19 protein-coding genes are annotated in these 21,287 nt (G+C 38.3%); 3 read left to right on the top strand and 16 right to left on the bottom strand.

All coding sequences use genetic code 11. From position 1 onward, the window contains the following. Positions 1 to 273 precede the first annotated feature (273 nt). Both KIV40_RS02355 and KIV40_RS02350 read left to right on the top strand, forming a co-directional pair. The gene (locus KIV40_RS02355) at positions 274 to 1,623 is read left to right on the top strand and encodes an MBL fold metallo-hydrolase (RefSeq protein ID WP_285347885.1); all 1,350 of its coding nucleotides are present in this window, start codon (positions 274 to 276) and stop codon (positions 1,621 to 1,623) included. Between the two features lie 30 nt (positions 1,624 to 1,653). Continuing rightward, positions 1,654 to 2,517 (top strand): alpha/beta hydrolase, encoded by an 864-nt coding sequence (locus KIV40_RS02350; RefSeq protein ID WP_285347884.1) that lies wholly within the window; start codon positions 1,654 to 1,656, stop codon positions 2,515 to 2,517. A 116-nt stretch (positions 2,518 to 2,633) separates the two neighbouring features. On the opposite strand, the gene KIV40_RS02345 is transcribed toward KIV40_RS02350, so the two are convergent. Then, complete coding sequence (locus tag KIV40_RS02345) at positions 2,634 to 3,800, bottom strand: nucleotide sugar dehydrogenase (RefSeq protein ID WP_285347883.1); 1,167 nt, start codon at positions 3,798 to 3,800, stop codon at positions 2,634 to 2,636. Positions 3,801 to 3,984: 184 nt separating this feature from the next. Between KIV40_RS02345 and wecA the strand changes: the two genes are divergently transcribed. Continuing rightward, on the top strand, positions 3,985 to 5,055 hold the full coding sequence (gene wecA / locus KIV40_RS02340; RefSeq protein ID WP_285347882.1) for a UDP-N-acetylglucosamine--undecaprenyl-phosphate N-acetylglucosaminephosphotransferase: 1,071 nt from the start codon (positions 3,985 to 3,987) through the stop codon (positions 5,053 to 5,055). Positions 5,056 to 5,090: 35 nt separating this feature from the next. Here the strand turns inward: wecA and KIV40_RS02335 are convergent, their stop codons facing one another. The 15 genes from KIV40_RS02335 to KIV40_RS02265 all read right to left on the bottom strand — a co-directional run bounded on the left by KIV40_RS02335 (position 5,091) and on the right by KIV40_RS02265 (position 21,280). Further along, positions 5,091 to 6,014 carry a KpsF/GutQ family sugar-phosphate isomerase gene (locus KIV40_RS02335; RefSeq protein WP_285347881.1) on the bottom strand — a complete coding sequence of 308 codons (924 nt, stop codon included), beginning with the start codon at positions 6,012 to 6,014 and terminating at the stop codon, positions 5,091 to 5,093. Beyond that, positions 6,014 to 6,763 (bottom strand): 3-deoxy-manno-octulosonate cytidylyltransferase, encoded by a 750-nt coding sequence (gene kdsB / locus KIV40_RS02330; RefSeq protein ID WP_285347880.1) that lies wholly within the window; start codon positions 6,761 to 6,763, stop codon positions 6,014 to 6,016. Before kdsB ends, KIV40_RS02335 begins: the two co-directional genes overlap by 1 nt. A 51-nt stretch (positions 6,764 to 6,814) precedes the next feature. Next, positions 6,815 to 7,609 carry a 3-deoxy-8-phosphooctulonate synthase gene (kdsA, locus tag KIV40_RS02325; protein ID WP_285347879.1) on the bottom strand — a complete coding sequence of 265 codons (795 nt, stop codon included), beginning with the start codon at positions 7,607 to 7,609 and terminating at the stop codon, positions 6,815 to 6,817. A 1-nt stretch (position 7,610) separates the two neighbouring features. Beyond that, a complete protein-coding gene (gene wzy, locus KIV40_RS02320; protein ID WP_285347888.1) occupies positions 7,611 to 8,999 on the bottom strand; it encodes an O-antigen polysaccharide polymerase Wzy in 1,389 nt (462 codons plus the stop codon). Further along, entirely contained in the window at positions 8,989 to 10,203 is a 1,215-nt protein-coding gene (locus KIV40_RS02315) for a hypothetical protein (RefSeq protein ID WP_285347878.1), read from the bottom strand. The genes wzy and KIV40_RS02315 overlap by 11 nt, the downstream gene beginning before the upstream one ends. Positions 10,204 to 10,226: 23 nt before the next feature. After that, positions 10,227 to 11,189 (bottom strand): glycosyltransferase, encoded by a 963-nt coding sequence (locus tag KIV40_RS02310; protein WP_285347877.1) that lies wholly within the window; start codon positions 11,187 to 11,189, stop codon positions 10,227 to 10,229. Between the two features lie 26 nt (positions 11,190 to 11,215). Further along, positions 11,216 to 11,725 (bottom strand): acyltransferase, encoded by a 510-nt coding sequence (locus tag KIV40_RS02305; RefSeq protein ID WP_285347876.1) that lies wholly within the window; start codon positions 11,723 to 11,725, stop codon positions 11,216 to 11,218. Further along, complete coding sequence (locus tag KIV40_RS02300) at positions 11,709 to 12,929, bottom strand: hypothetical protein (protein ID WP_285347875.1); 1,221 nt, start codon at positions 12,927 to 12,929, stop codon at positions 11,709 to 11,711. Before KIV40_RS02300 ends, KIV40_RS02305 begins: the two co-directional genes overlap by 17 nt. Further along, on the bottom strand, positions 12,926 to 13,903 hold the full coding sequence (locus KIV40_RS02295) for a hypothetical protein (RefSeq protein ID WP_285347874.1): 978 nt from the start codon (positions 13,901 to 13,903) through the stop codon (positions 12,926 to 12,928). Before KIV40_RS02295 ends, KIV40_RS02300 begins: the two co-directional genes overlap by 4 nt. Further along, entirely contained in the window at positions 13,884 to 14,714 is an 831-nt protein-coding gene (locus KIV40_RS02290; protein WP_285347873.1) for an NAD(P)-dependent oxidoreductase, read from the bottom strand. Before KIV40_RS02290 ends, KIV40_RS02295 begins: the two co-directional genes overlap by 20 nt. 5 nt (positions 14,715 to 14,719) lie before the next feature. After that, entirely contained in the window at positions 14,720 to 15,274 is a 555-nt protein-coding gene (gene rfbC / locus KIV40_RS02285; RefSeq protein WP_285347872.1) for a dTDP-4-dehydrorhamnose 3,5-epimerase, read from the bottom strand. After that, the gene (gene rfbA / locus KIV40_RS02280) at positions 15,274 to 16,173 is read right to left on the bottom strand and encodes a glucose-1-phosphate thymidylyltransferase RfbA (protein WP_285347871.1); all 900 of its coding nucleotides are present in this window, start codon (positions 16,171 to 16,173) and stop codon (positions 15,274 to 15,276) included. Before rfbA ends, rfbC begins: the two co-directional genes overlap by 1 nt. Beyond that, the gene (gene rfbB, locus KIV40_RS02275; protein WP_285347870.1) at positions 16,173 to 17,249 is read right to left on the bottom strand and encodes a dTDP-glucose 4,6-dehydratase; all 1,077 of its coding nucleotides are present in this window, start codon (positions 17,247 to 17,249) and stop codon (positions 16,173 to 16,175) included. The genes rfbA and rfbB overlap by 1 nt, the downstream gene beginning before the upstream one ends. Before the next feature lie 60 nt (positions 17,250 to 17,309). Further along, complete coding sequence (locus KIV40_RS02270; protein ID WP_285347869.1) at positions 17,310 to 18,281, bottom strand: Wzz/FepE/Etk N-terminal domain-containing protein; 972 nt, start codon at positions 18,279 to 18,281, stop codon at positions 17,310 to 17,312. A gap of 305 nt (positions 18,282 to 18,586) precedes the next feature. Then, positions 18,587 to 21,280 carry an SLBB domain-containing protein gene (locus KIV40_RS02265; protein WP_285347868.1) on the bottom strand — a complete coding sequence of 898 codons (2,694 nt, stop codon included), beginning with the start codon at positions 21,278 to 21,280 and terminating at the stop codon, positions 18,587 to 18,589. Between the last annotated feature and the right edge of the window lie 7 nt (positions 21,281 to 21,287).

Raw genomic sequence — 21,287 nt, 5'->3', positions numbered from 1 at the left:
AAATAACAAAGGGATGCATCGCGCATCCCTTTTTGTTTGCTTACGATCTAATGAGTTTTGTCATTCCGAGGAGCCTAAGCGACATCAGGAATCTACTAACCGCATGTGTCAAACCCAAAGTTAAGTAACGAAAAACCACTTACATCAAAACAAAGAACCTAATCGCACTTCCGATTATTCCCACTCAATTCCATCCAACCAACGGACTCGATTCACTTACCCTACCCACCGGATTTATAGTTACTGATACTTGTTCAAGGAGGAGCAATCGACATGACAACACCCATATCAGACATCGCCAGTGTGACTCACCATGGCGGAAAACATACTGTCACAGGCTCTTGTCATGAACTAAAACTGCCCCACGGCAGCATCTTGAACGATTGCGGACTCTTTCAAGGCAAAGACATCCATTTTGGCAACCGCAGGGCATCACTGGATATTGAGTTTCCGGTTAAACACATCAAAGCATTAGTCCTGACTCACGCTCATATCGACCATATCGGACGCCTACCTTGGTTACTGGCTGCTGGATTCAAAGGCCCAATTTACTGCACCAAAGCAACAGCCGAACTGGCACCGCTCATGTTAGAAGACGGACTAAAACTGCAACTGGGTTTGAACTACCATCAACGTCAACAAGTCCTCAACGTCATTAAAAAACAGATAAGACCCCATGACTACCAACAATGGCTGCCACTTGGCAAACAATGTTACCTACGCTTTCAGCCTGCGGGGCACATTCTTGGTTCTGCTTACGTAGAATTCAAACTCCCCAATCATGAAATCATCGTGTTTTCCGGCGATCTAGGCCCGTCCAATACCCCTCTCTTACCCGATCCAAAGCCGCCAAAGCGTACCGACTATTTGTTCATCGAGTCCACATACGGCAACAAAGAGCATGAAGACATTGCAACTCGAACTGAGCGCTTGAACGCCATTATCGATCACGCACTGCAAGACGGTGGTGTAATTCTGATCCCAGCTTTCAGCGTAGGACGTACACAGGAACTGTTATTCGATATTGAACAGCTGATTCACCAACGCGACTTGTCGTCTTCTTTGCCAATTATCCTAGACTCACCACTTGCGAAAAGAGTCACGAAGACCTACCGCCGTTTCAAAAAACTATGGGGAAAAGAAGCAAAGCAAAAGCTCAACAATCATCGTCATCCCCTCGCCTTTGAACAATGCATTACTGTGGAAAGCCATCGAGAACATCAAGCATTAGTGAATCGACTAGCCTCCACCGATGAGCCTGCAATTGTCGTCGCGGCATCCGGTATGTGCGAAGGAGGAAGAATCGTCAATTACTTAAAAGCACTCTTACCAGACGAAAGAAATGATGTGTTGTTTGCGGGCTATCAAGCACAAGGAACCTTGGGTCGAGAAATCCAATCAGGTAGCCACACGGTGGATATCGATAATCAACCAATCGAAGCCAACGCACAGATCCATACCATCTCTGGATATTCTGCGCATGCAGACCAAAGCGATTTATTGGAGTTTGTTACTGGGATTCCAGCACAACCAAAAGCCGTGCATTTGATCCACGGTGAAAAGCACGCCAAACAAGCATTCGCACACCTGCTAGCCACAAGCGACATTCCCGTTGTTTTATAAGCACCCACCAGCAAACCAATAGGAGGAATCATGTTATTGATAACCAATCGTCTGTTAGACCCTACTCACCACCGCTTCGCTCAGACTAATCAACTGAGTCAATCCTTGCTGTATTGTAAGCATCACAATGGCCAAACCCATGAAATTGGCAGCGACACTTGGATGGAAGAATTATTGAGCTCGAATGCTCAGCGAGTACTGCTGTATGTCCATGGTTTTAGTAATCAACCAGAGGAGCATGTGATTCAAAACACTTTAAAAATGCAAACCATGCTCGAGAACAGTCAACCAAGTTGCATCGTTATCCCCATCATTTGGCCATGTGATAACGATTTTGGCATCATTAAGGATTATTGGGATGATCAGCTGAGCGCAGAGTTATCCGGTTATGTTTTTGCCAGAGCCTTAGGCAAATTAATCAATTGGCAGCAAAAGCACTCGCCTTGCTATCGTAAGATCTCGGTTTTGGCTCACTCTATGGGTAATCGAGTCCTGTTAAAAAGCTTAAGCGCGTTTGCCGAGGAGTTTGGCCACCAAGGTGTTCCACTGATTTTTGACGAGATATTTTTAATGGCGGCAGACATTGCCAATAATGCGTTGGAAGAAGATCAAGAAGGGCGTTGGATTATGGAAGCGGCCAATCAGGTGGTGTGTTTTTATGCCAAGGATGACTTTGCTATGCCGGCCAGTAAAGTGATGAACATCCCGCAACGCTCTTACACTCGTCGCCTTGGCCAAACCGGGCCAAAACACCCTATAGCACGAATAGAGCTCATCGATTGCTCCAGCTTTAATCAAAAACTGGATAACCCAAAAGGCCACACCTATTTCCTTGATGAAGCTAGCCCAGCTTGGCAGAGAGTGGTTGGAAAGGTTGACGTCTCTAGGGTCTAGGGTCTAGGGTCTAGGGTCTAGGGTCTAGGGTCTAGGGTCACGATGTGGTGATTGGGTTTGGGTGTCAAAGAATTGGGGATCAAGGCTTTCGGGTAAAGCCTTGATCAATACTAGACCTAGTCGCTACCAAATAAATCACGCGTGTAAACTTTATCAGCAACGTCTGCCAACTCTTCAACCATACGGTTAGAGACGATCACATCTGCCGTTTGCTTAAACTCATTAAGGTCTTCAATCACGCGCGAGTTAAAGAAATCTTCTTCTTTGAGTACTGGTTCGTAAACTACGACCTCAACACCTTTCGCCTTGATACGCTTCATGATGCCTTGAATAGAGGAAGCACGGAAGTTGTCCGACCCCGCTTTCATGATTAAACGATAAATACCGACAACTTTTGGTTCGCGCTTAAGAATAGCTTCAGCCACAAAATCTTTACGAGTTCGGTTAGCATCAACAATCGCACCAATGATGTTGTTTGGTACATCTTGGTAATTGGCTAAAAGCTGTTTAGTATCTTTTGGTAAGCAGTAACCACCGTAGCCAAATGATGGGTTGTTGTAATGATTACCGATACGAGGATCTAAACCAACACCTTCAATGATCTGACGAGCATCTAAACCGTGAGCTTCTGCGTAAGAATCTAGCTCATTAAAGTATGCTACACGCATAGCAAGGTAGGTGTTTGAAAATAGTTTTACTGCTTCAGCTTCTGTCGAGTCAGTAAAGAGCACTTGAATATCGTCTTTTACTGCTCCTTCCACTAGCAAGCTAGCAAATACTTCCGCACGTTCACTGCGTTCACCAACGATGATACGTGACGGATGAAGGTTATCGTATAGCGCCTTGCCTTCACGAAGAAACTCTGGTGAGAAGATGACATTCTCACACCCCAATTCTTCTTTGATGCGAGCCGTGTAACCCACAGGGACAGTAGACTTAATCACCATTACTGCATTAGGATTGATAGACATAACATCTTTAATCACCGCTTCAACAGAAGAAGTATTGAAGTAATGCGTGACTGAGTCATAATCCGTTGGTGTTGCGATCACAACGTACTCTGCACCTTTATAAGCTTTCTGCTTATCGGTTGTTGCGATGAAGTTAAGTTCCCTGTTTTCAAGGAAATGCTCAATCTCAGCATCAACAATTGGAGATTGTTTTTTGTTAAGCAATTCAACCTTTTCAGGAACGATATCTAGTGCAACCACTTCGTGGTTTTGAGCTAACAACATCGCGTTGGAAAGCCCAACATAACCGGTACCAGCAACAGCAATTTTCATGAACAAACCCTAAAACCTCATTTTCTTTAGGATATCAAGAATATTACGTCATCGCACGTGGCATTTATTCAAACTACCTTATTTGACACAACAACTTATATTTTTTATTGAGTAGTAACTTTTTCATGCCATCAACTTGAGCTAAAATTAAACGATTATATGTAAAATCACATTTGGCTATTTTATGTTCCTTGAACTCAGTTTTATCTTTTTCTCTTCTTTTGCAACGCTCTTCTTAATGCGAAAAGTCGCAAAACGAATCGGTTTGGTCGACAAACCCAACGCTCGTAAATTACATAACGGAGCAGTCCCTTTAGTTGGAGGCCTCTCGATTTGTTTAGTTCTCGCGCAATATCTAACCTTCAATCCAAATACTATAGAACACAGTTGGCTATACCTAATGTGCATCTGCACACTTACAATGGTCGGAGCAATCGATGACAAAACTGACCTTAGCTTTAAAGTTCGCTTGGGTATTCAAGCAATGTTGTCTATTGTTATGATGAAAGTTGCGGGGCTTGAGCTTAATAATCTCGGAGATATGTTTGGGATTGGAGAAGTGTCTTTAGGTTGGGCTGGCAGTTTAATTACCATAGTCGCAGTAATCGGTGCTATTAATGCCTTTAACATGGTCGATGGTATCGACGGGTTGCTAGGCGGTCTTTCTATTGTAACATTCGGTGCACTAGCATTTTTATTGCAAGTAGATAGTCAACATGGCCTAGCTTATTTATGTGTGATCATAATTGTAGCTATGCTTCCTTATATCTTTATGAATCTTGGAATATTAGGGAGAGAGCGAAAAGTATTTATGGGGGATGCCGGGAGTATGATGATTGGCTTCACTGTAATCTGGTTGCTACTAGGCGTTAGTCAAACAGGAAATTCCGAGCCATTAATGCGCCCAGTCACTGCTCTTTGGCTGATTGCTGTACCCTTGATGGATATGGCAGCAATAATGATTCGCCGCATTCGTAGAGGCGATTCTCCATTCAAACCTGATCGTGAACATCTTCATCACATATTTCAACGCCTGGGACTTGGACCGAAACAAACTCTTGTAGCGATATGTTTTATTGCAAGTCTCTATGCTGGTTTCGGCATTTATGGTGAGACTACGAATATTTCAGAAGTAACGATGTTCGTCTTATTCATTTCGTGCTTTGTAATTTACTCAATCATCTTGGCGTACATTTGGAAAATTACTAGCTATATCAGAAGTTGGGTAAAGGCGAGAAAAGCGGTAAAAGCTTAAAACAATGTCCAGAAGGAGCCCCCTTCTGGACTTTTTTATTTTTTCAAAACTCCTATAACTCTCTCATCTTCGACAACGATGAGAGACGTTATCTTTTTATTTTCCATCACTTCATAGGCACTTTGAGTACTCGCAGAGCCAGAAATTTTAGCGGGATTTAAGGTTAGAATATCTCGAGCCTTTAAATCAAAAACTTGCTTACCGTTAGCATTCATTGCTTTTCGAACGTCGCCATCCGTAATGATAGCTAAACCCTGCTCAACTTCAACTAACACCAACCCTAACTTTCCATCAGAAATTGCGTGCACAACAGAAGTAAAGTCAGCACTTTCTTTGACTAATGGAAACTCGGAGACCATTTCATCGCTAACTTTGGATAAAAGGCGCCTTCCTAAACTCCCTCCAGGATGAAATCGGGCAAAGTTTTCTGGAAGAAATTCTCTAGATTCCATTAACGCGACAGTCAATGCATCTCCCATAACCAACGTAGCAGTGGTTGAGGACGTTGGAGCTAATTGATGCGGGCAAGCTTCTTTAGGAACGGCTATATCCAAATGACAATGTGCGTTTTTTGCTAATGTTGATCCACTTTTTCCGGTAAGCGCTATAACATAGTTCCCATTATCTCTTAGAAATGGAAGTAGCTTTAGCACCTCATCCGTTTCACCTGAGTTAGATATTGCAATAAAGACATCTTCAGGTTTGACCATCCCTAAATCACCGTGAAAAGCTTCACCTGGATGCATAAAGAAACTAGGCGTACCTGTGCTTGCAAAAGATGCAGCAATTTTTTTTCCAACAATACCAGATTTACCCATACCACAAATAATAGTACGACCACGAGTAGTGAGAATAGCATTTACCGCCTGAGTAAAACTACTATCGATGTGAGCCCCCATATAAATAAGCCCATCTACTTCTGTCTGAATTACGTCCTTAGCAATTTTTATGATGTCCATTAAGCCTTTTCCATTCTATTTTTGATAGTTAAATAGTCATCCCAAGTGTCTACTCCATGAGCAAGCTCTCCCTCAAAATAACAAGCACCAACTGCCATGCCATTTGAAAGAGCTCTTAACTGCTCGAGCTTCTCATAAGCCTCTAGAGGCGATTCTTCGAATGAACAAAATGCGTCTAGAGCACCCACCGTATAAGCATAAATTCCGACATGACGAAAAGCTAACGAAAGATCCGAAGGAAGTTCCCTATTGTATGGGGAGTTTGAGCGAGTAAAATAAAGAGCTCGATGATTTAATCCCATGACGGCTTTGACAACATTGGGGTTATTGAAGTCATCACTATGGACAATAGGCACAACAGCTGTTGTTATTTCGAATTCTGTATGTTTACGTGTGAATAGCGATAGTTGACGAATCAACTCAGGGTCAACTAGTGGCTCATCGCCTTGAATATTGATGACAATATCTTGCTTGTTCCAACCTTGTGAGGTCGCTACCTCAAAAATTCGATCAGTTCCACTGTCATGCTCACACGACGTCATTACGACTGGGATGTTCAAATCTGAGGCTTTCTCAAATATTCGAGTATCATCGGTCGCTAACATGATATCTCGAGAGTCGAAACCAGCTTCAAGGCAGCGCTGAAAGACGTGCCAAAATATTGGCTTTTCATTTATTTCGAGTAATGGCTTACCAATAAGTCTAGACGAGCCATACCGAGCAGGAATAACTATTTTAACTGTATTCAAAATATGCTCTTTTATCATATACGAATAATGGATTTACTAGAAATGAGATTATTAGAACCTTGTTTCAATTTTAGGGCGCTTGTTCACAACCTCATCGATTTCTAAAAGTGTTTCTAACAACTCTTCCATGTGCTTTAGTGCAAGCATATTCGGGCCATCGCATAAGGCACGATCTGGATCTGGATGAGTTTCCATAAACAAGCCGTCAATACCAACAGCTACAGCTGCTCGAGCAATAGCTGGAACGTGAAAACGGTTCCCTCCAGTTGAGCCGTTGAGTGTGCCAGGCATCTGAACACTATGAGTAGCATCCATAACTACCTTGCACCCCGTCTCTTTCATTATAGTAAGACCCGGCATGTAGTTAATCAGCTGTCCAAAGCCAAAGCTCGTACCACGATCACATAACCAGATGTCATCGTTACCGACAGCACGGCATTTTTCGACTACGGGCGCCATATCCGATGGATGCATCCACTGTCCTTTTTTTACGTTCACAGGCTTACCAAAAGAGGCAACCCTTTGAATAAAGCTCGTTTGACGAACGAGGAAAGCCGGCGTTTGTAAAACATCGACGACTGATGCAACTTCGTCTAAAGGAGTATCCTCATGAACATCAGTCAGGACCTTCACTCCTAATTGATCCTTTGCTTTCTGAAGAATTTTTAGACCTTCATCAATGCCTGGACCTGTAAAGGCATTTACGGATGAACGATTCGCCTTAGTAAAAGATGATTTGGCGATATATTCAATACCAAGCTTGTCGGTAATCTCTTTTAAAGATTCAAAAGTATCTAAAACTAAACTTTCGGACTCGATAACACATGGACCTGCGATTAAAAACATATTAATTAACCTTTCTCAAACTAATCCTATAAAAAGAGTAAATTACAATTGATATTATAATTGGGATCATCAAATTTGTGATTCCAGACCTTGGAAGCATTGGGGTGACAAACATAACAGTAACCCAAAGGTATTTTATATATTTTGATTTCTTTTTCTTATACTCAACTAAGAAAGCACCTAAACCCAAAACAAGAGAAAACAGCAAACTTCCATAATATCCAAATATAATATAAGACTCAGATAATATACTTGATCCTAATCCCCCACCATTTTTATATGCAGCTGGATTTGCCATATAACTTATAAATTGCCCAATACTTCTTTCATGAAAGAGAATATCATCCCCAAAAATAGTGTAGATTGTATTCGTGAATGGTATAAAGCTTTTTATTGCGAGCCTAGTAGGCACTTCGGAGACTTCAAATATAGAAAATGACATAACCCCGAGAGTTGTCCCTTGAGAGTAAAGTAATGTTGATATAAGAGATACAACCCCTAAAGAATCATCTGCTTCTGAGTTGCCTCTCAAAGAAAAACTCATAAAAAGGTTTAGAGCAAAGAAAAGAATCATGCTGAAAAAAAGTGCTCTCGTAACGGAAATGTCTTGAACCTTTCTTGATGAAATTAAAATGATAATAAGTTTAGAGAAAAAAGCACCTCTCTGTCCAACAAAAAGATCTAATATTGCTATTATAAAAAGAATTTTTAAAAAAGGAACTTGTTCCTCACTTGCAATTAAGTATGCAACAGAAAACATAAATAAGGTTGTAAATATTGTTTTTAATAATGAGGCATAAAAACTTTCGTCTCCTCGTGTATAAAGGGCCAAATATCCACCTTTTATTACAGTAAGGATGTCGCCACCTCTAATACAAAATAGGACAATAAGACTAACAAAAAGTGCATGTTTTGCGATCGTAATCTTTGAAAAGTTAGGCTTAGCGAACTTTAATTGAGGCGTTTTTTCATGTAACTTGAAAAACAGGCTAAAAACAAGGGAACCAAATACAAAACAGAAAAACCATAGGCAAACAAAAAAATACAGAAAATCGGCCTTATCAAGATTAATAGAATAGTTTACCATCCGACTTTGATAAAATAACTCCGCATAATTAGATGGACAAAGTGCGCCGTTAAAAGAAGATACAAGACACCCTCCAAATCGCCCGCCAACAAATAACAAAAAGAACACAGAAAATACAATAGGAATACTTAAAACACTATACCCTGCAAACTTTAATGAAAAAAGCCCAGAAATTATAAGCAATACAAATATAATACTTAGTGAAAATGAGGTATTGTGAGAAAGAAATAAGCTAAAAGTCAGAAACAATGAAGAAAGAAAGAAAAATATGATTGACAATAATGGTACTTTCTCAACTTTCATCACTCAACCTATTCCATAAAAAAATTAAACTTAACAATAACATTGGTATAAACATTATTATCTGAAATGAAAATAACGGAATTTTAAAGTAGATACAAATACATATTCCTACTGATACAACGATGCTGTTGTAGAATACAAAAAGCGTAAACGGCTCTTCATGAAAAGCCCTTACAGTATTATGAATAAGAGACTTCAAAAGAACAAGAAAGAAAAATAAATATAGAGAGATAAGATCAGGCCCAAGTAATAGTTTATCGAAAATCCCGAATGTTGGATATATATATCTAAAAAGTAAAACTGAAACTATAATAGAAAAAAATATAGATATGGAGAAGAAAAAGCTAGATTTAACTTCCTTTACTAATTGGGCTTTGTCACTTTTACCAATAAGATAAGAAAACCTTGATAGATTGGTTTGAGTAAAAGCAAAGGATATGTCATAAATTGCTTTAACTAATGCAAACGAGAAAATTACTGATGATGTAAACTCAACGTCACTAGAATATATGTTTGTAACTAAAGCTGTAGAATTCCAGAAAAAATAACCAAATGTCCATGTAATCATAGTTCGATATAAAAGTGTTTTTTTCTCAGAAAAAAACTCTACGAATTGTATTTTTGAAAAATTCTCTCGAACCTCTAACATTTCTTGAACTTGTTTACGATTGTAGTAAAAGTAAACAATAGAAATTGTCATTTGCGATGCAGCTATAGCTAAAAGACTAAAACCTAGATAAATCATCAATACATTAATAAATGTAGATAAGACATTTGAAGCTAAAAGAGACTTTCTGTATAGGACTTGATTTTGATTACCATCAGTATACGCGTCGATACTTAATAATGAAACTCTAAGTGCAGAGAATAAACAGCAAAGTACTATCAAAAATAGATCTATATTGGCTACATCATTAACATATAGTTTAAAGTATAAGACTGAAAAAAAAGAAGACATTAGGAATAATAAACAGGAGGATATAGCAAACCATACAATAGAAAATGATACAATACTACCGACATTTAGCTTTCCTAAAGCGTATTCACGCTTTACAACATTTGTAATCCCACCTTCAAATATTGTCCTTAAGTTTAAAAAGCTCAAACACAAAAAATATATTACAACTTGCTGGCTCTCAAATTTACTTGATATTATAAAAAGTATCAACGGTGCTGCAAGCATTTTAATCGCAACTCCAGACATATTGAGAATCGAAGCCCATAGATTCATCTTATCATTCTCACAAGTTTGATCGCAAGTCTAGCGTTGATCTTATAAAGCAATATAATAGCTTTATACTTATTATTTAACTTACTACCTATTAACTCTCGAAGATCTATTGCCTCAGAAACAAATTTCAAATGTTCATTTTTATATCCTCCAAGTGAGGAAAATCTAAATATAGTATCAAGAATACACTTTCTAAAAAACAAGTAGTCCAAGACATTTTTAGAATATTCTCGATGGGAATTTTTTAATCTAGCCTGTTTCAGCCCATCAAATATATCCAAATACTTATCTTCAAATGTAACACTTTTGGTAATAGAGCCTTGTCGTTGAAGGTAGTAATAATAAGAACTTTCCGAAGCAACAACTTTATCCGAACATAATACTAAGCTGGCGGTAGTTGGAGTATCTTCAAAATATAAACCTTCAGGATAACGAATGTCATTATTTATAAAGAGACTCGTTTTATAAAGCTTATCCCATGAGGCTACTCTTATATTGTTTAATAGCTCCATATATGATTCTAATGAAGAAAGTTCATATATTCCTTTTTTTATTTTTTTTTCTTTGAGCTCTCCGCCCGGATAAGCCAAAAACATACCACAAGTCGCTATATCAGCTTCAGATTCCTCTAATGCCAAACTCATATCAAGATACATGTTAGGATGAACCCAGTCATCTGAATCTACAAAAGCTACATATTTAGACCTAACTTTTTCTAAACCGAAGTTTCTGGCGGAACTCAAACCACCGTTATTTTTATAGTAATATTCAAACCTATTATCTTTCGCCACATACCTCTTAGCAATAGCACTACTGTTATCTGTTGAACCATCATCTATTAAGAGAACTCTAATTGAATTCAAACTCTGACAAGATAGGCTAACTAAGCACTTCTCTAAATAATCCTCGACATTATATATAGGTACAACGATTGTAACCAATTGATGAACTGTATTCATGTAATAAACCTACTAAATATTCATTCTTATTTGTTATAACGGATTAAACGACTAGGATTACCGACAATAACGGAGTAGTCTTCATAAACCCCTTTAACAACAGAGTTTGCTCCGACAATACAACCCTTACCAAGTTTAGTGCCAGGTAGAATTACAACACCATACCCGAGAAAACATTCATCTCCGATCACAGTGGTCTGCTCCTTTAATTCACTGGTACCAAATATATGATCACAGTTCGATATAAAAACGTTTGCGGAGATAAGGCATGACTTCCCAATCACTAATCTCTCTTTTGAAGATACAATATGGAAGTTTTGTCCTATTGATGAGCCCTCTTTTATATAAATCTCTCCGGATTTATGAGCTTCGATTCTAGACTGAGGAAAAATCCTTACTTTATTTTCGATTGTTATTGACCGGTAACCCTTAATAAACAATGGTTTACCGATAAGACAATTATTTCCTACATGACCAAATAAAAACTTATAACACAAAGCTCGAAGGAACCAAAACACCTTATTCCAAGAAATCATTAATCCTATCCCCAATTTTTGAAAATCGACTAGGTTCTAGATCACGAAAGTGGCCTAATATAAAATGTTGTTTAAATAAGAAATTAATTCGCTTCTGAACTAACAATTTATCTTTGGGGTTTTTTATTGCTAGATTTAAGATCTCAGCGAAGTCACCACCATCATACTTGTATACAAATTCTTCATTATCATAGTATGAGTCACCTAACACCACTAACCCTTTTCCTAAGTATAGCGATTCTAGACCCACTGTAGAATTATTAACTATAACTAATTCACTTTGATTTATTGAACTATTTAAATCATTACTAGAATCTACATTTATACTATGCATTCTTGTATATTCATACAACCTCTCTTCGTACATGCCAACATACAAAGGGTGCTCTCTTACAACTAACTCAAAGCCATCCGGTAATGATTCATATACTAACTTAACTATAGAGTAATGGTCTTTGAAGTAGGGGCTGTGCAATATCATATTAGCATCTTCTGGGACTTGAAGAATTAGTAAAATGTATTTTCCCTTCGTTTTCCCCCGCAAGTCAGATATACTTCGACTAGCATTAGGAAGTTTATACTTCGAATTTTCAGTATAAATTAAACACAAGATCATATCTGAGAGAATATCAAATATTCGATACTTCTTGTATCCCATCCACTTCTCAGGTTTCGTTTTTTTTGCTTCGTCAAATGAAGATGAGTCCTCACTTATATTTGATATTTTTCTAAACGAACAATTAGCATTAACACCTTCTTCATCGAGAATCGTTGTATTAAGTGGCCCTTGTTCAAAATAGATAACTTTTGTTGCTTTCTTTTTTGCAATATAAGATAAACATGTTGAAGCTAATCGACTGTCACCGCTCAAAATTATTAAATCTGGCTCAAAATCATCAAGGAGATGAGAGTAATAGTATAGATACTTTAAAGCTCTAAATTTTATCTTCTCGGTATTACCATGATAAGCCAGCAAAGCATCTAGTTCGCTAGCATTTATTGAAAACCCATTTTTCTTCTTGTTTTTTTTGCTAACTACATATGGTAAAAACTTCGCTTGTATACCATGAATTATCGAGTATAAAAAAGCACTTGGGTATATGCATAAATTTAACCAATCAACGTCATGTTTAACTCCTTTCAAGGATAACTGAAAGAATCTAGAAAAGTCAGCATAAAAACTCACTGTTAGTATTTTTTTCATTTCAAAACCCGTTTAATCCAATTATCGATTCGATATTGAGTAAATATGGAATGTTTAGTATTTTTATTTTTAAGGAACGAGTCTAATTGATTAAAATTTATATTGTTTCGTTCTAAGATATATACTCTCGACTCATCATAGAATTGATACTCTTTGATGTTTTCATTAGTCGTTATGAGTTTTTTTCCTGCACCTAGAACCTCAAACGTGCGCATAGTTAATCCACTTTGCTTGGGATGATTAATATCTAACACACTGTGAGATCTGTTAAATACATTTGAAACATCAGACGCATTTATCTTTTTGTGTTTAACAAACCCGCTTTCAAAATAAAATAATTTATACCGAGCTACTTTAATCAAAGTAAAGATTTTAGAAGGTGAAAACAAATAAAAATATCCATCGTCTACCTTTTGCTTTATTTGATTCAATATCATTAGTCGATCACTATGGATTGACCCAATAAAGCTAATATTTATATCCTCTATGTGATCAACTTCTTTTTCAAAGTTACGTCCATAAAATAGAGGTTCAAAACTTATCCGTTCGTTGTTTTCACAATCTTTCTTGTCAAAAGAGAGTACGTTATCAAACATAGGCAAGACATCAGTAAGCCCACTTTTATTATCTAGTGAATCCCACATGTACAAGGTAAACTTCGCATTTTTAAACCTTTTTTTTAGCAATAGTAGTGATTCATAATTAATGGCTTCTGCATTTATAAAAAACACATCCGTAATTTCTTCATCTTCCATGGATGTTGTTATTTTAGAGTAATAATTAAAAATTGTATTTTTAATTATTCTTTTTGCTTTTAGCCTCAATAAAACTTTAAAGACTGTGTTGTTTGAAGGCCTTTCATCATATGAAAAAACTTCTGCCCCTTGCTCCTCCATTTCTTCAGCAATCATTTCTCGATAATTATAAAACGACGGACAGAAAAAAAGAATTTTCTTACCACGCAGATTTTTCATTAGATAACGCTCTTATAAATTTATCTACCAATTTTTCTAAAGCAGTCGTGACCTGAATAGGTTCAAAATCAATATGTTTTTTCATTTCGGTAATGTCTGTGATTGGAAATTGTTCTTTGTCATTTCCAATATTATGCCAATTTACATTACAACCGGTTTTATTTTTTAAAATATCAGCTATTTCTTTAGCCGTGGTGTTCACTCCAGATGCTATATTAACTATTCTTGGTTTATCTTTTTTGCTATCTAAAATTTGTAATGTTGACTTGACTACATCACCAACATATACGTAGTCTTTTGCATAGTCCTCGGTTACATACATGTCAATATAACCATTGTTTATGGCGTTTCTAGTTATCGATGGTAAAAACAAAGGGCTATTGATAGCTAAACCAAAAACATTGCTAGGCCGAATAATAAAGCAATCTTTCTTACTTTTAATACAAATTTCTTCGGCTGTTAGTTTAGTTAAATTAAATAATCGCCTGCTGTCGTTACATATAATAGATACATCACTGTCTGGATTTGAACCAATGTTATTCATATAAATTCTAGTTGAAGATACATATACTAACTTATCAAAATGAGATCTTTGCAATATGTTACTTAAAAGAACAACATTAGCATTTAGAACATTATAAGGATCTTTTTCACAATCACCATAACCTGCACAATATATTATTGTACCTAATTCCTTATTGTATATATCTGGTTCTTCTCTTTTTGGGACAAAAACTTGTTCTCCTCTCATTTCTAACTGTTTGACAAACTCACTTCCGATAAAACCTTGACCACCAAAAACTGTAAACATATTTTCTAATCCCATCCTTCCACAATTAGACTTTTTATTTCATCTAGCTTTGGTTGCATTTGATCTTTTTCTGACAAGATAGGGGTCGCGACAGGCCAGTTAATATTCAGAGAAGGATCATTCCATAATATTCCTCCCTCATCAGTAGGATCATAATAACTCGAACATTTATATTGGAAGTCTGCTGTTTTACTGATAACACAAAAACCATGTGCGAAACCAGGTGGAATGTAAAACTGAAGTTTATTTTCACCACTTAATAAAACGGATTCATATTCTCCAAAAGTATCCGAGTTAGGTCTCAGATCAACAGCTACATCAAATACTTCACCATTAGTAACCGTTACTAATTTTCCTTGGGGCTTAGTTTTCTGAAAATGCAATCCTCTTAATACATTTTGCGATGATCTCGAACGATTATCCTGCACAAAAGTCTCTTCTATTCCAGCTTCATAATATCGCTCTGCTTGAAATGTCTCTAGAAAAAAACCGCGCTCGTCTCCATACACTTGAGGTTCTATAATTAGGCAGCCCTTTAGTTTTGTTTGTATAATTTTCATTACCGATTCACCTTTAAAGATTTGCGTAGAGTTTGGTTATTGATCAAGGACGCTAGATACTTACCATAACCATTTTTCATCAACGGTTCAGCAATCCTTATAATATCATCTTCAGACAACCAACCATTTGACCAAGCAATTTCCTCTAAACACGCAACTTTAAGCCCCTGTACATTCTCTATGGTTTCTACAAAAGAGGATGCTTCATGAAGACTTTCATGTGTTCCGGAATCTAACCATGCAAATCCACGACCAAGTAATTCTACATTTAGGGCCTGTTCCTCTAAATACATTTGATTGATAGAAGTTATTTCCAACTCACCGCGTTCTGATGGCTTGACCAGTTTTGCAAAATCAACAACTTTATTATCGTAGAAATATAATCCTGTAACTGCCCAATTAGATTTTGGCTCACTTGGTTTTTCTTCAATACTAAGTGCCTTATAATCTGCATCAAACTCAACAACACCAAAGCGTTCAGGGTCTTTTACATGATAACCAAAAACAGTTGCACCACTTTTTCTTATTGCAGCCTTTCTTAATGCTCTACCAAATGATTGACCATAAAATATATTGTCACCCAATACTAAACATACACTATCATCACCAATAAATTCCTCACCGATGATAAATGCTTGAGCCAATCCATCTGGGCTTGGTTGAATTGCATATTCTAGTTTAATACCAAAATCCGAACCATCACCTAAAAGTCGCTTAAAAGAAACATTATCTTCCGGTGTTGTAATAATCAATATTTCACGAATTCCAGCTAACATAAGAGTAGATATAGGGTAAAATATCATCGGCTTATCATAGATTGGGAGTAATTGTTTAGATACCCCTCGAGTTAAGGGATATAACCTAGTTCCTGACCCCCCAGCCAAAACAATTCCTTTCATTATTTTGTCTCCTCAAATGAAACGCCCAAACGTTCACCTTTATATGAACCATCGAGAACCCGCGAACACCAAACTTTATTATTTAGGTACCATTCGACAGTTTTTCGAATACCTGATTCAAAAGTTTCTTTCGGTTTCCAATTAAGCTCTGTTTCAATTTTGGTTGCATCTATAGCATAGCGGAGATCGTGCCCCGGTCTATCTTTGACGAATGTGATCAAATCTTGGTAATGAAGCACTCCACTTGGTTTGTTTGGGGCTAACTCCTCAAGCAATTCACAAATTGTTTTGACAACTTCAATATTAGTTTTCTCGTTATGTCCGCCTATATTATAAGTTTCACCAATCATCCCGTCCGTCGCTACTTTGTATAACGCTTGAGCATGATCTTCAACAAACAACCAATCCCTTACCTGCAATCCATCACCATAAATTGGTAAATTGCTTCCTTTCAATGCATTTAGAATAGTTAAGGGGATTAACTTTTCCGGAAAATGATATGGGCCATAGTTATTCGAACAATTTGTTACAATCGTAGGCAAAGAATAGGTACGAGCCCAAGCTCTAACCAAGTGATCACTAGATGCTTTTGATGCAGAATAGGGACTCGATGGGTCATATGAATGTTCTTCTGTAAAGAGAGTATTTGTTCCCGCAAGATCACCATATACTTCATCTGTGGATATATGATGAAACCGGAAATCCTTTTTATCTTCATCATTCAAGCTACTCCAATATTCTCTTGCTGCCTCAAGCAAAGTGTATGTACCGACAATATTAGTTTCGATAAATTTTGCAGGTCCATCAATAGAGCGATCTACATGAGATTCAGCAGCGAGGTGCATTACAATATTTGGTTTATATTCAAGGAAAATTCGATTTATTTCATTCCGTTCACAAATGTCAGCTCTCTCAAAATAGTATCTTTCACTTGATTCTATATCCTTCAAGGATTCTAAGTTTCCTGCATAAGTCAACTTATCTACATTAACAACACTATCTAAAGTGTTATTAATAATATATCTAATAACTGCAGAGCCAATAAATCCAGCACCACCTGTGACGAGAATTCTCATAAAATTACCTTAGTTTGAAAATTTGAATATATTTTTAAAGTCAGAATGATATAGAACTATCTAATCTCTCTTAATCAAATAGTTACGAACAAGAATAGCAGACACACTTAAAACACCACCTAATATCATCCCTAATAAAACGATAATCAAACGTTTTGGACTATCTTTGATTTCCGGTGAAATAGCTGGGTCTAGTATTTTGAATACAAACTCTTCCTGAACTTCGGCAAGCATTAAACTCTTTGTTTGCTCTTCTATCAACTTATAAAATGTACTTTGCATGTCAGCAACAGAAGTTTTTTGTAATTGGGTATTCAAGTAATCAAGGTTTTGAGATGTCTCAGAGATAGTTCTCTCTCGCATCACACGATTTATATCCTCAATTAACCAATTAACCCAATCCTTAGAAATATTAGGAGAGTAATATCTTACGGATACAGTGTAGAGGCCACTCTCTTTATCTTGAACAATTGTAAAAATATCTCTAATAAAAACTTCTGACGCTTCTTGCAAGCTTGGTTTTATCCCTCTTAGTCCTTTCGGGGCTCTTAACCATTTATTCTTCTTTACATCGTACAACTCATTATCAATAACTAATTCATTTTCCTTTTCACTCCACCCCTTTACTGCCATGACTGGAACTAGTAATTCATGTTCGCTAATGAATGATTCAATAAATTTTCTTGATTTCATCACATGAACAGCCAACTCCGTTTGAGATGTTTCACTACTCCCAAGGTTAACGCCTGCCAAAGCTGCTAATCCTCCTAACTGTCCCGCCATCTTAGATAGCCCTCCCCCATTGGAGCTCTCAGTTGGTGCTAATAGAGCATCAGCCTTGTAAATATTCGGTAAGCTCAATGCGTAAAGTACAGAGCCAATCGCAAACACAAATGTTGTCGCGATAATTATCCATTTTCCTTTCCACAGAGCTTTGAGCAGTTCACGCAAATCGATTTCATCATCCGCAGGTTGTTGTGCATGTGGTGGGTATGGTAGATAATTTGGATTAGGTTCTTTCTGTGGTTCCATTAGTATTTAATCCTAAGCTCTGAGGTTCGTTATACCGGACTCAGAGATTGGTGAAATTTGAGAGGTTATTCTCCGACTTTCAAAACACAACCGCGCTGTGACAAGGTTCCTAGTCTCGCTTCGGCTCGCTGGAATGACGGGCTACGGCTGAATAATGCCACTATTGCTGTTCAGAGTAGTATTTGCCGTTTTGATCAATAATGTTCATAAAATTGAGCTTATATAACTTCAATCGTTACATAAGCTCTTACTATTATTGTATTTCTAATCTTATTTTAAGCTGATTGTAATGACCTTGTTGTTCATTACTTCAACGCGTTGATCGCTACACCTGTTTGGTAAAGGATCTGTGTTGCAGCAGTCCAAGTACTTAGTGCATCACGGTAATCGGTATCAATTGGTACAACAATGGTATCACCCGCTTTTAACTCTTCATGATTGTTACCGAACCAGTAGCCTGATGTTGGTTTGTAAACCGAACCGTCTGCGCGCACAACAAAGATACGGTCTTCATCTGCTTGTTTTTTTGCACCGCCAGCTTTGTTCAAGTAATCATCCACATCTAGCTTATTATCCAGTAGATATGTAATCGGAACTTGAACTTCACCCATGATCGAAACCGTGTTGCGGAAGGTTGGGACAAATAGGAAGTCACCGTCTTCTAACATAAAGTCAGCTGAGCGTTCATCTTTCAAGATGCGACTAAGCTGTACAACCATACGACCAAGCGCTTTGCTCTTGCTTGCTTCTTCAACAAACTTCAATGTTTTATCTGGATCAGAAATCACCGAGCTCATATTGTTATCTGCACGGAAGGTCTTCTTCGCCGTTTCTGCACGCATATCTGCAGCGTATTGGTTTAGTAGCTTTTGCTCTTGTAGGCGAAGCGCTTCACGCGTAAAAATAGCACCTTGAGGATGAGCGAATTCCGTTAAACCACCAGCACGCTCGAGCAACTCGCCTAAGGTCTCACCTTGACGAACTGTGTACGTACCAGGGAAGCGAACCTCACCTTGTAGGGTTACAGTACTTTGCAGTTTGACATTTGGCTTCTCAAGAATATTCAAGCGATCGCGGCCAACAAGGATTGCATCATCTGCTGTGCTTCCTTGAATCGCTTTGCGTAAGTCAATGCGTTCCACATCAATAGAAGCGCGTTCGTCCTTGCTGCTAATCACAGTACGAGCCAACTCTGCATTAATAGTAAATGCATTGTACGTCAGCCCTCCCGCAGCTTCGATTAGAGTAGATACTGACATACGTGGCGTAAGTGGGTAGCGACCAGGGTGTTTGACCTCACCAAATACTTCAGCTATTTGCGGTGCTAAGCCCAAGCGAGATTGCTGCTGGAGCTGCAAAAGTACAGGAGCAAGTAAAGTTCGACGAGTGTTTTGCTTCAACGCATCAAAATCTTCTTTCGTGATTTCTTTGCCACGGAATATGATTTTCGGCTGTTCTGACTCTTCAATTGAAGATTGTCCCATAGACATATTGTCTGTCGCTGAGGATATTGCAACAGAAGAGCTCATCACTTCTTGCTCTTTTTGTTGATCCAGCTCGGCTTTAAATTGTGCTTGCTCAAGCGTCTTCGCTTTCGTAACTGTATCTTGATCCGCAAGGGTATCTAAATCTTCATTATTGAAACGGTTAAATACCAGTACTCGGTCACGCGAGTTTAGCTTTAGGTTATCTTTACTGCTTGGAGAAAGAATCGCGTTAGCAAGATTTACTTGATAAACCTCGATATCACGCTGTGGATTAATCTCACGCACAACAACAGCATAGTTAACATCTGCCGTGGAATTAAACGACGTATCTACTGATTGGAATAAGTCAGCAACGCGCAGACCGTTCTTCCATTCGATAAAGCCCGGATGACGAACATCACCTTCAATTTGTACGTAACGTGTCAGTTCTTCATTTTTCTTAAGCACATTAACCACATCACCATCTTTAACTTTGGTTTGTTGGTCATGTGATTGGCTAAAGTTCAGTGTTAATGCATCGCGAGCACCTTTAGCGGCATAACGCTTCACTTCGATTTGATCGCTATAAGCGTTCGCCGTAAAACCGCCGGCCATTTGAATAGCTTGCTTGTAGGTTTCACCTGATTTCACTTCATAGATTGCAGGGCGGTTTACCTCGCCATCAATAGCGATGGTATTGCCAACAGCACCAATAAAGACCACATCGCCAGGTAATAGTCGAACATCGTTGCGCGCGTCGCCTTTCAACAATAGGTCATACATATCAAGCTTGCGAATCACCTGACCATTGCGCTTTAACTGCACGTTACGCAATGCGCCGCTCTCACCAAAACCACCACTGTAGTAAATGGCTTGAGAAATGGTGGTTAGCGCGCTGACGGTGTAAGCACCCGGTTTGTAGGCATCCCCCATTACAAACACTTGCATGGTGCGCATCTCACCCAGTGAAATATCACTGCGAACACCAATCATTTGCTCTTTTACACGTTGGTTTAGTGAATCACGAACGTCAGAAAAGCTCATGCCAGCTACTTGAACTGGGCCCAGTGATGGGAAGTTGATGGTACCCGCGCGATTGACTCGTAAACGGTGTGTCGTGTTCTCTTTACCAAACAGCTGGATAACGATTTCGTCACCAGCTCCTACCGTGTAGTCGGCCGGAACAGGTACATCACTTACTGGGGCGAATGTCGTTGGTGAACCCGCAAATAGATCCAAGCCGAAGCGCTTAAGCTCTTCATCTTCTTTAATCACATCCGCTTGGTTCGTTTGATTGGCTTTACTCACCTCTGGGCGAGGATCAATCACTTGAGGGTTTTGATAGTTACTTGGCTGAGAAGAAGAGCCAGAAGGGAGAGAAATGCCGTACTTACTTGCTAGTGCTTGTTGTTGGTCAGCAGGTAGGCTCTGGAACATTTGCATTTGTTCCGGGGTTGGAGTTTGCGCATGACTGAATGGCGCAAAAACACTTGCCAATACACAGGCGGCAATCGAGAAATATCCTTTAAGCATGATAATT

This window comes from Vibrio sp. D173a (assembly GCF_030248475.1).
The sequence above is the reverse complement of the archived record's forward strand: the minus strand, read 5'-3'. Positions and strand labels throughout refer to the sequence as shown.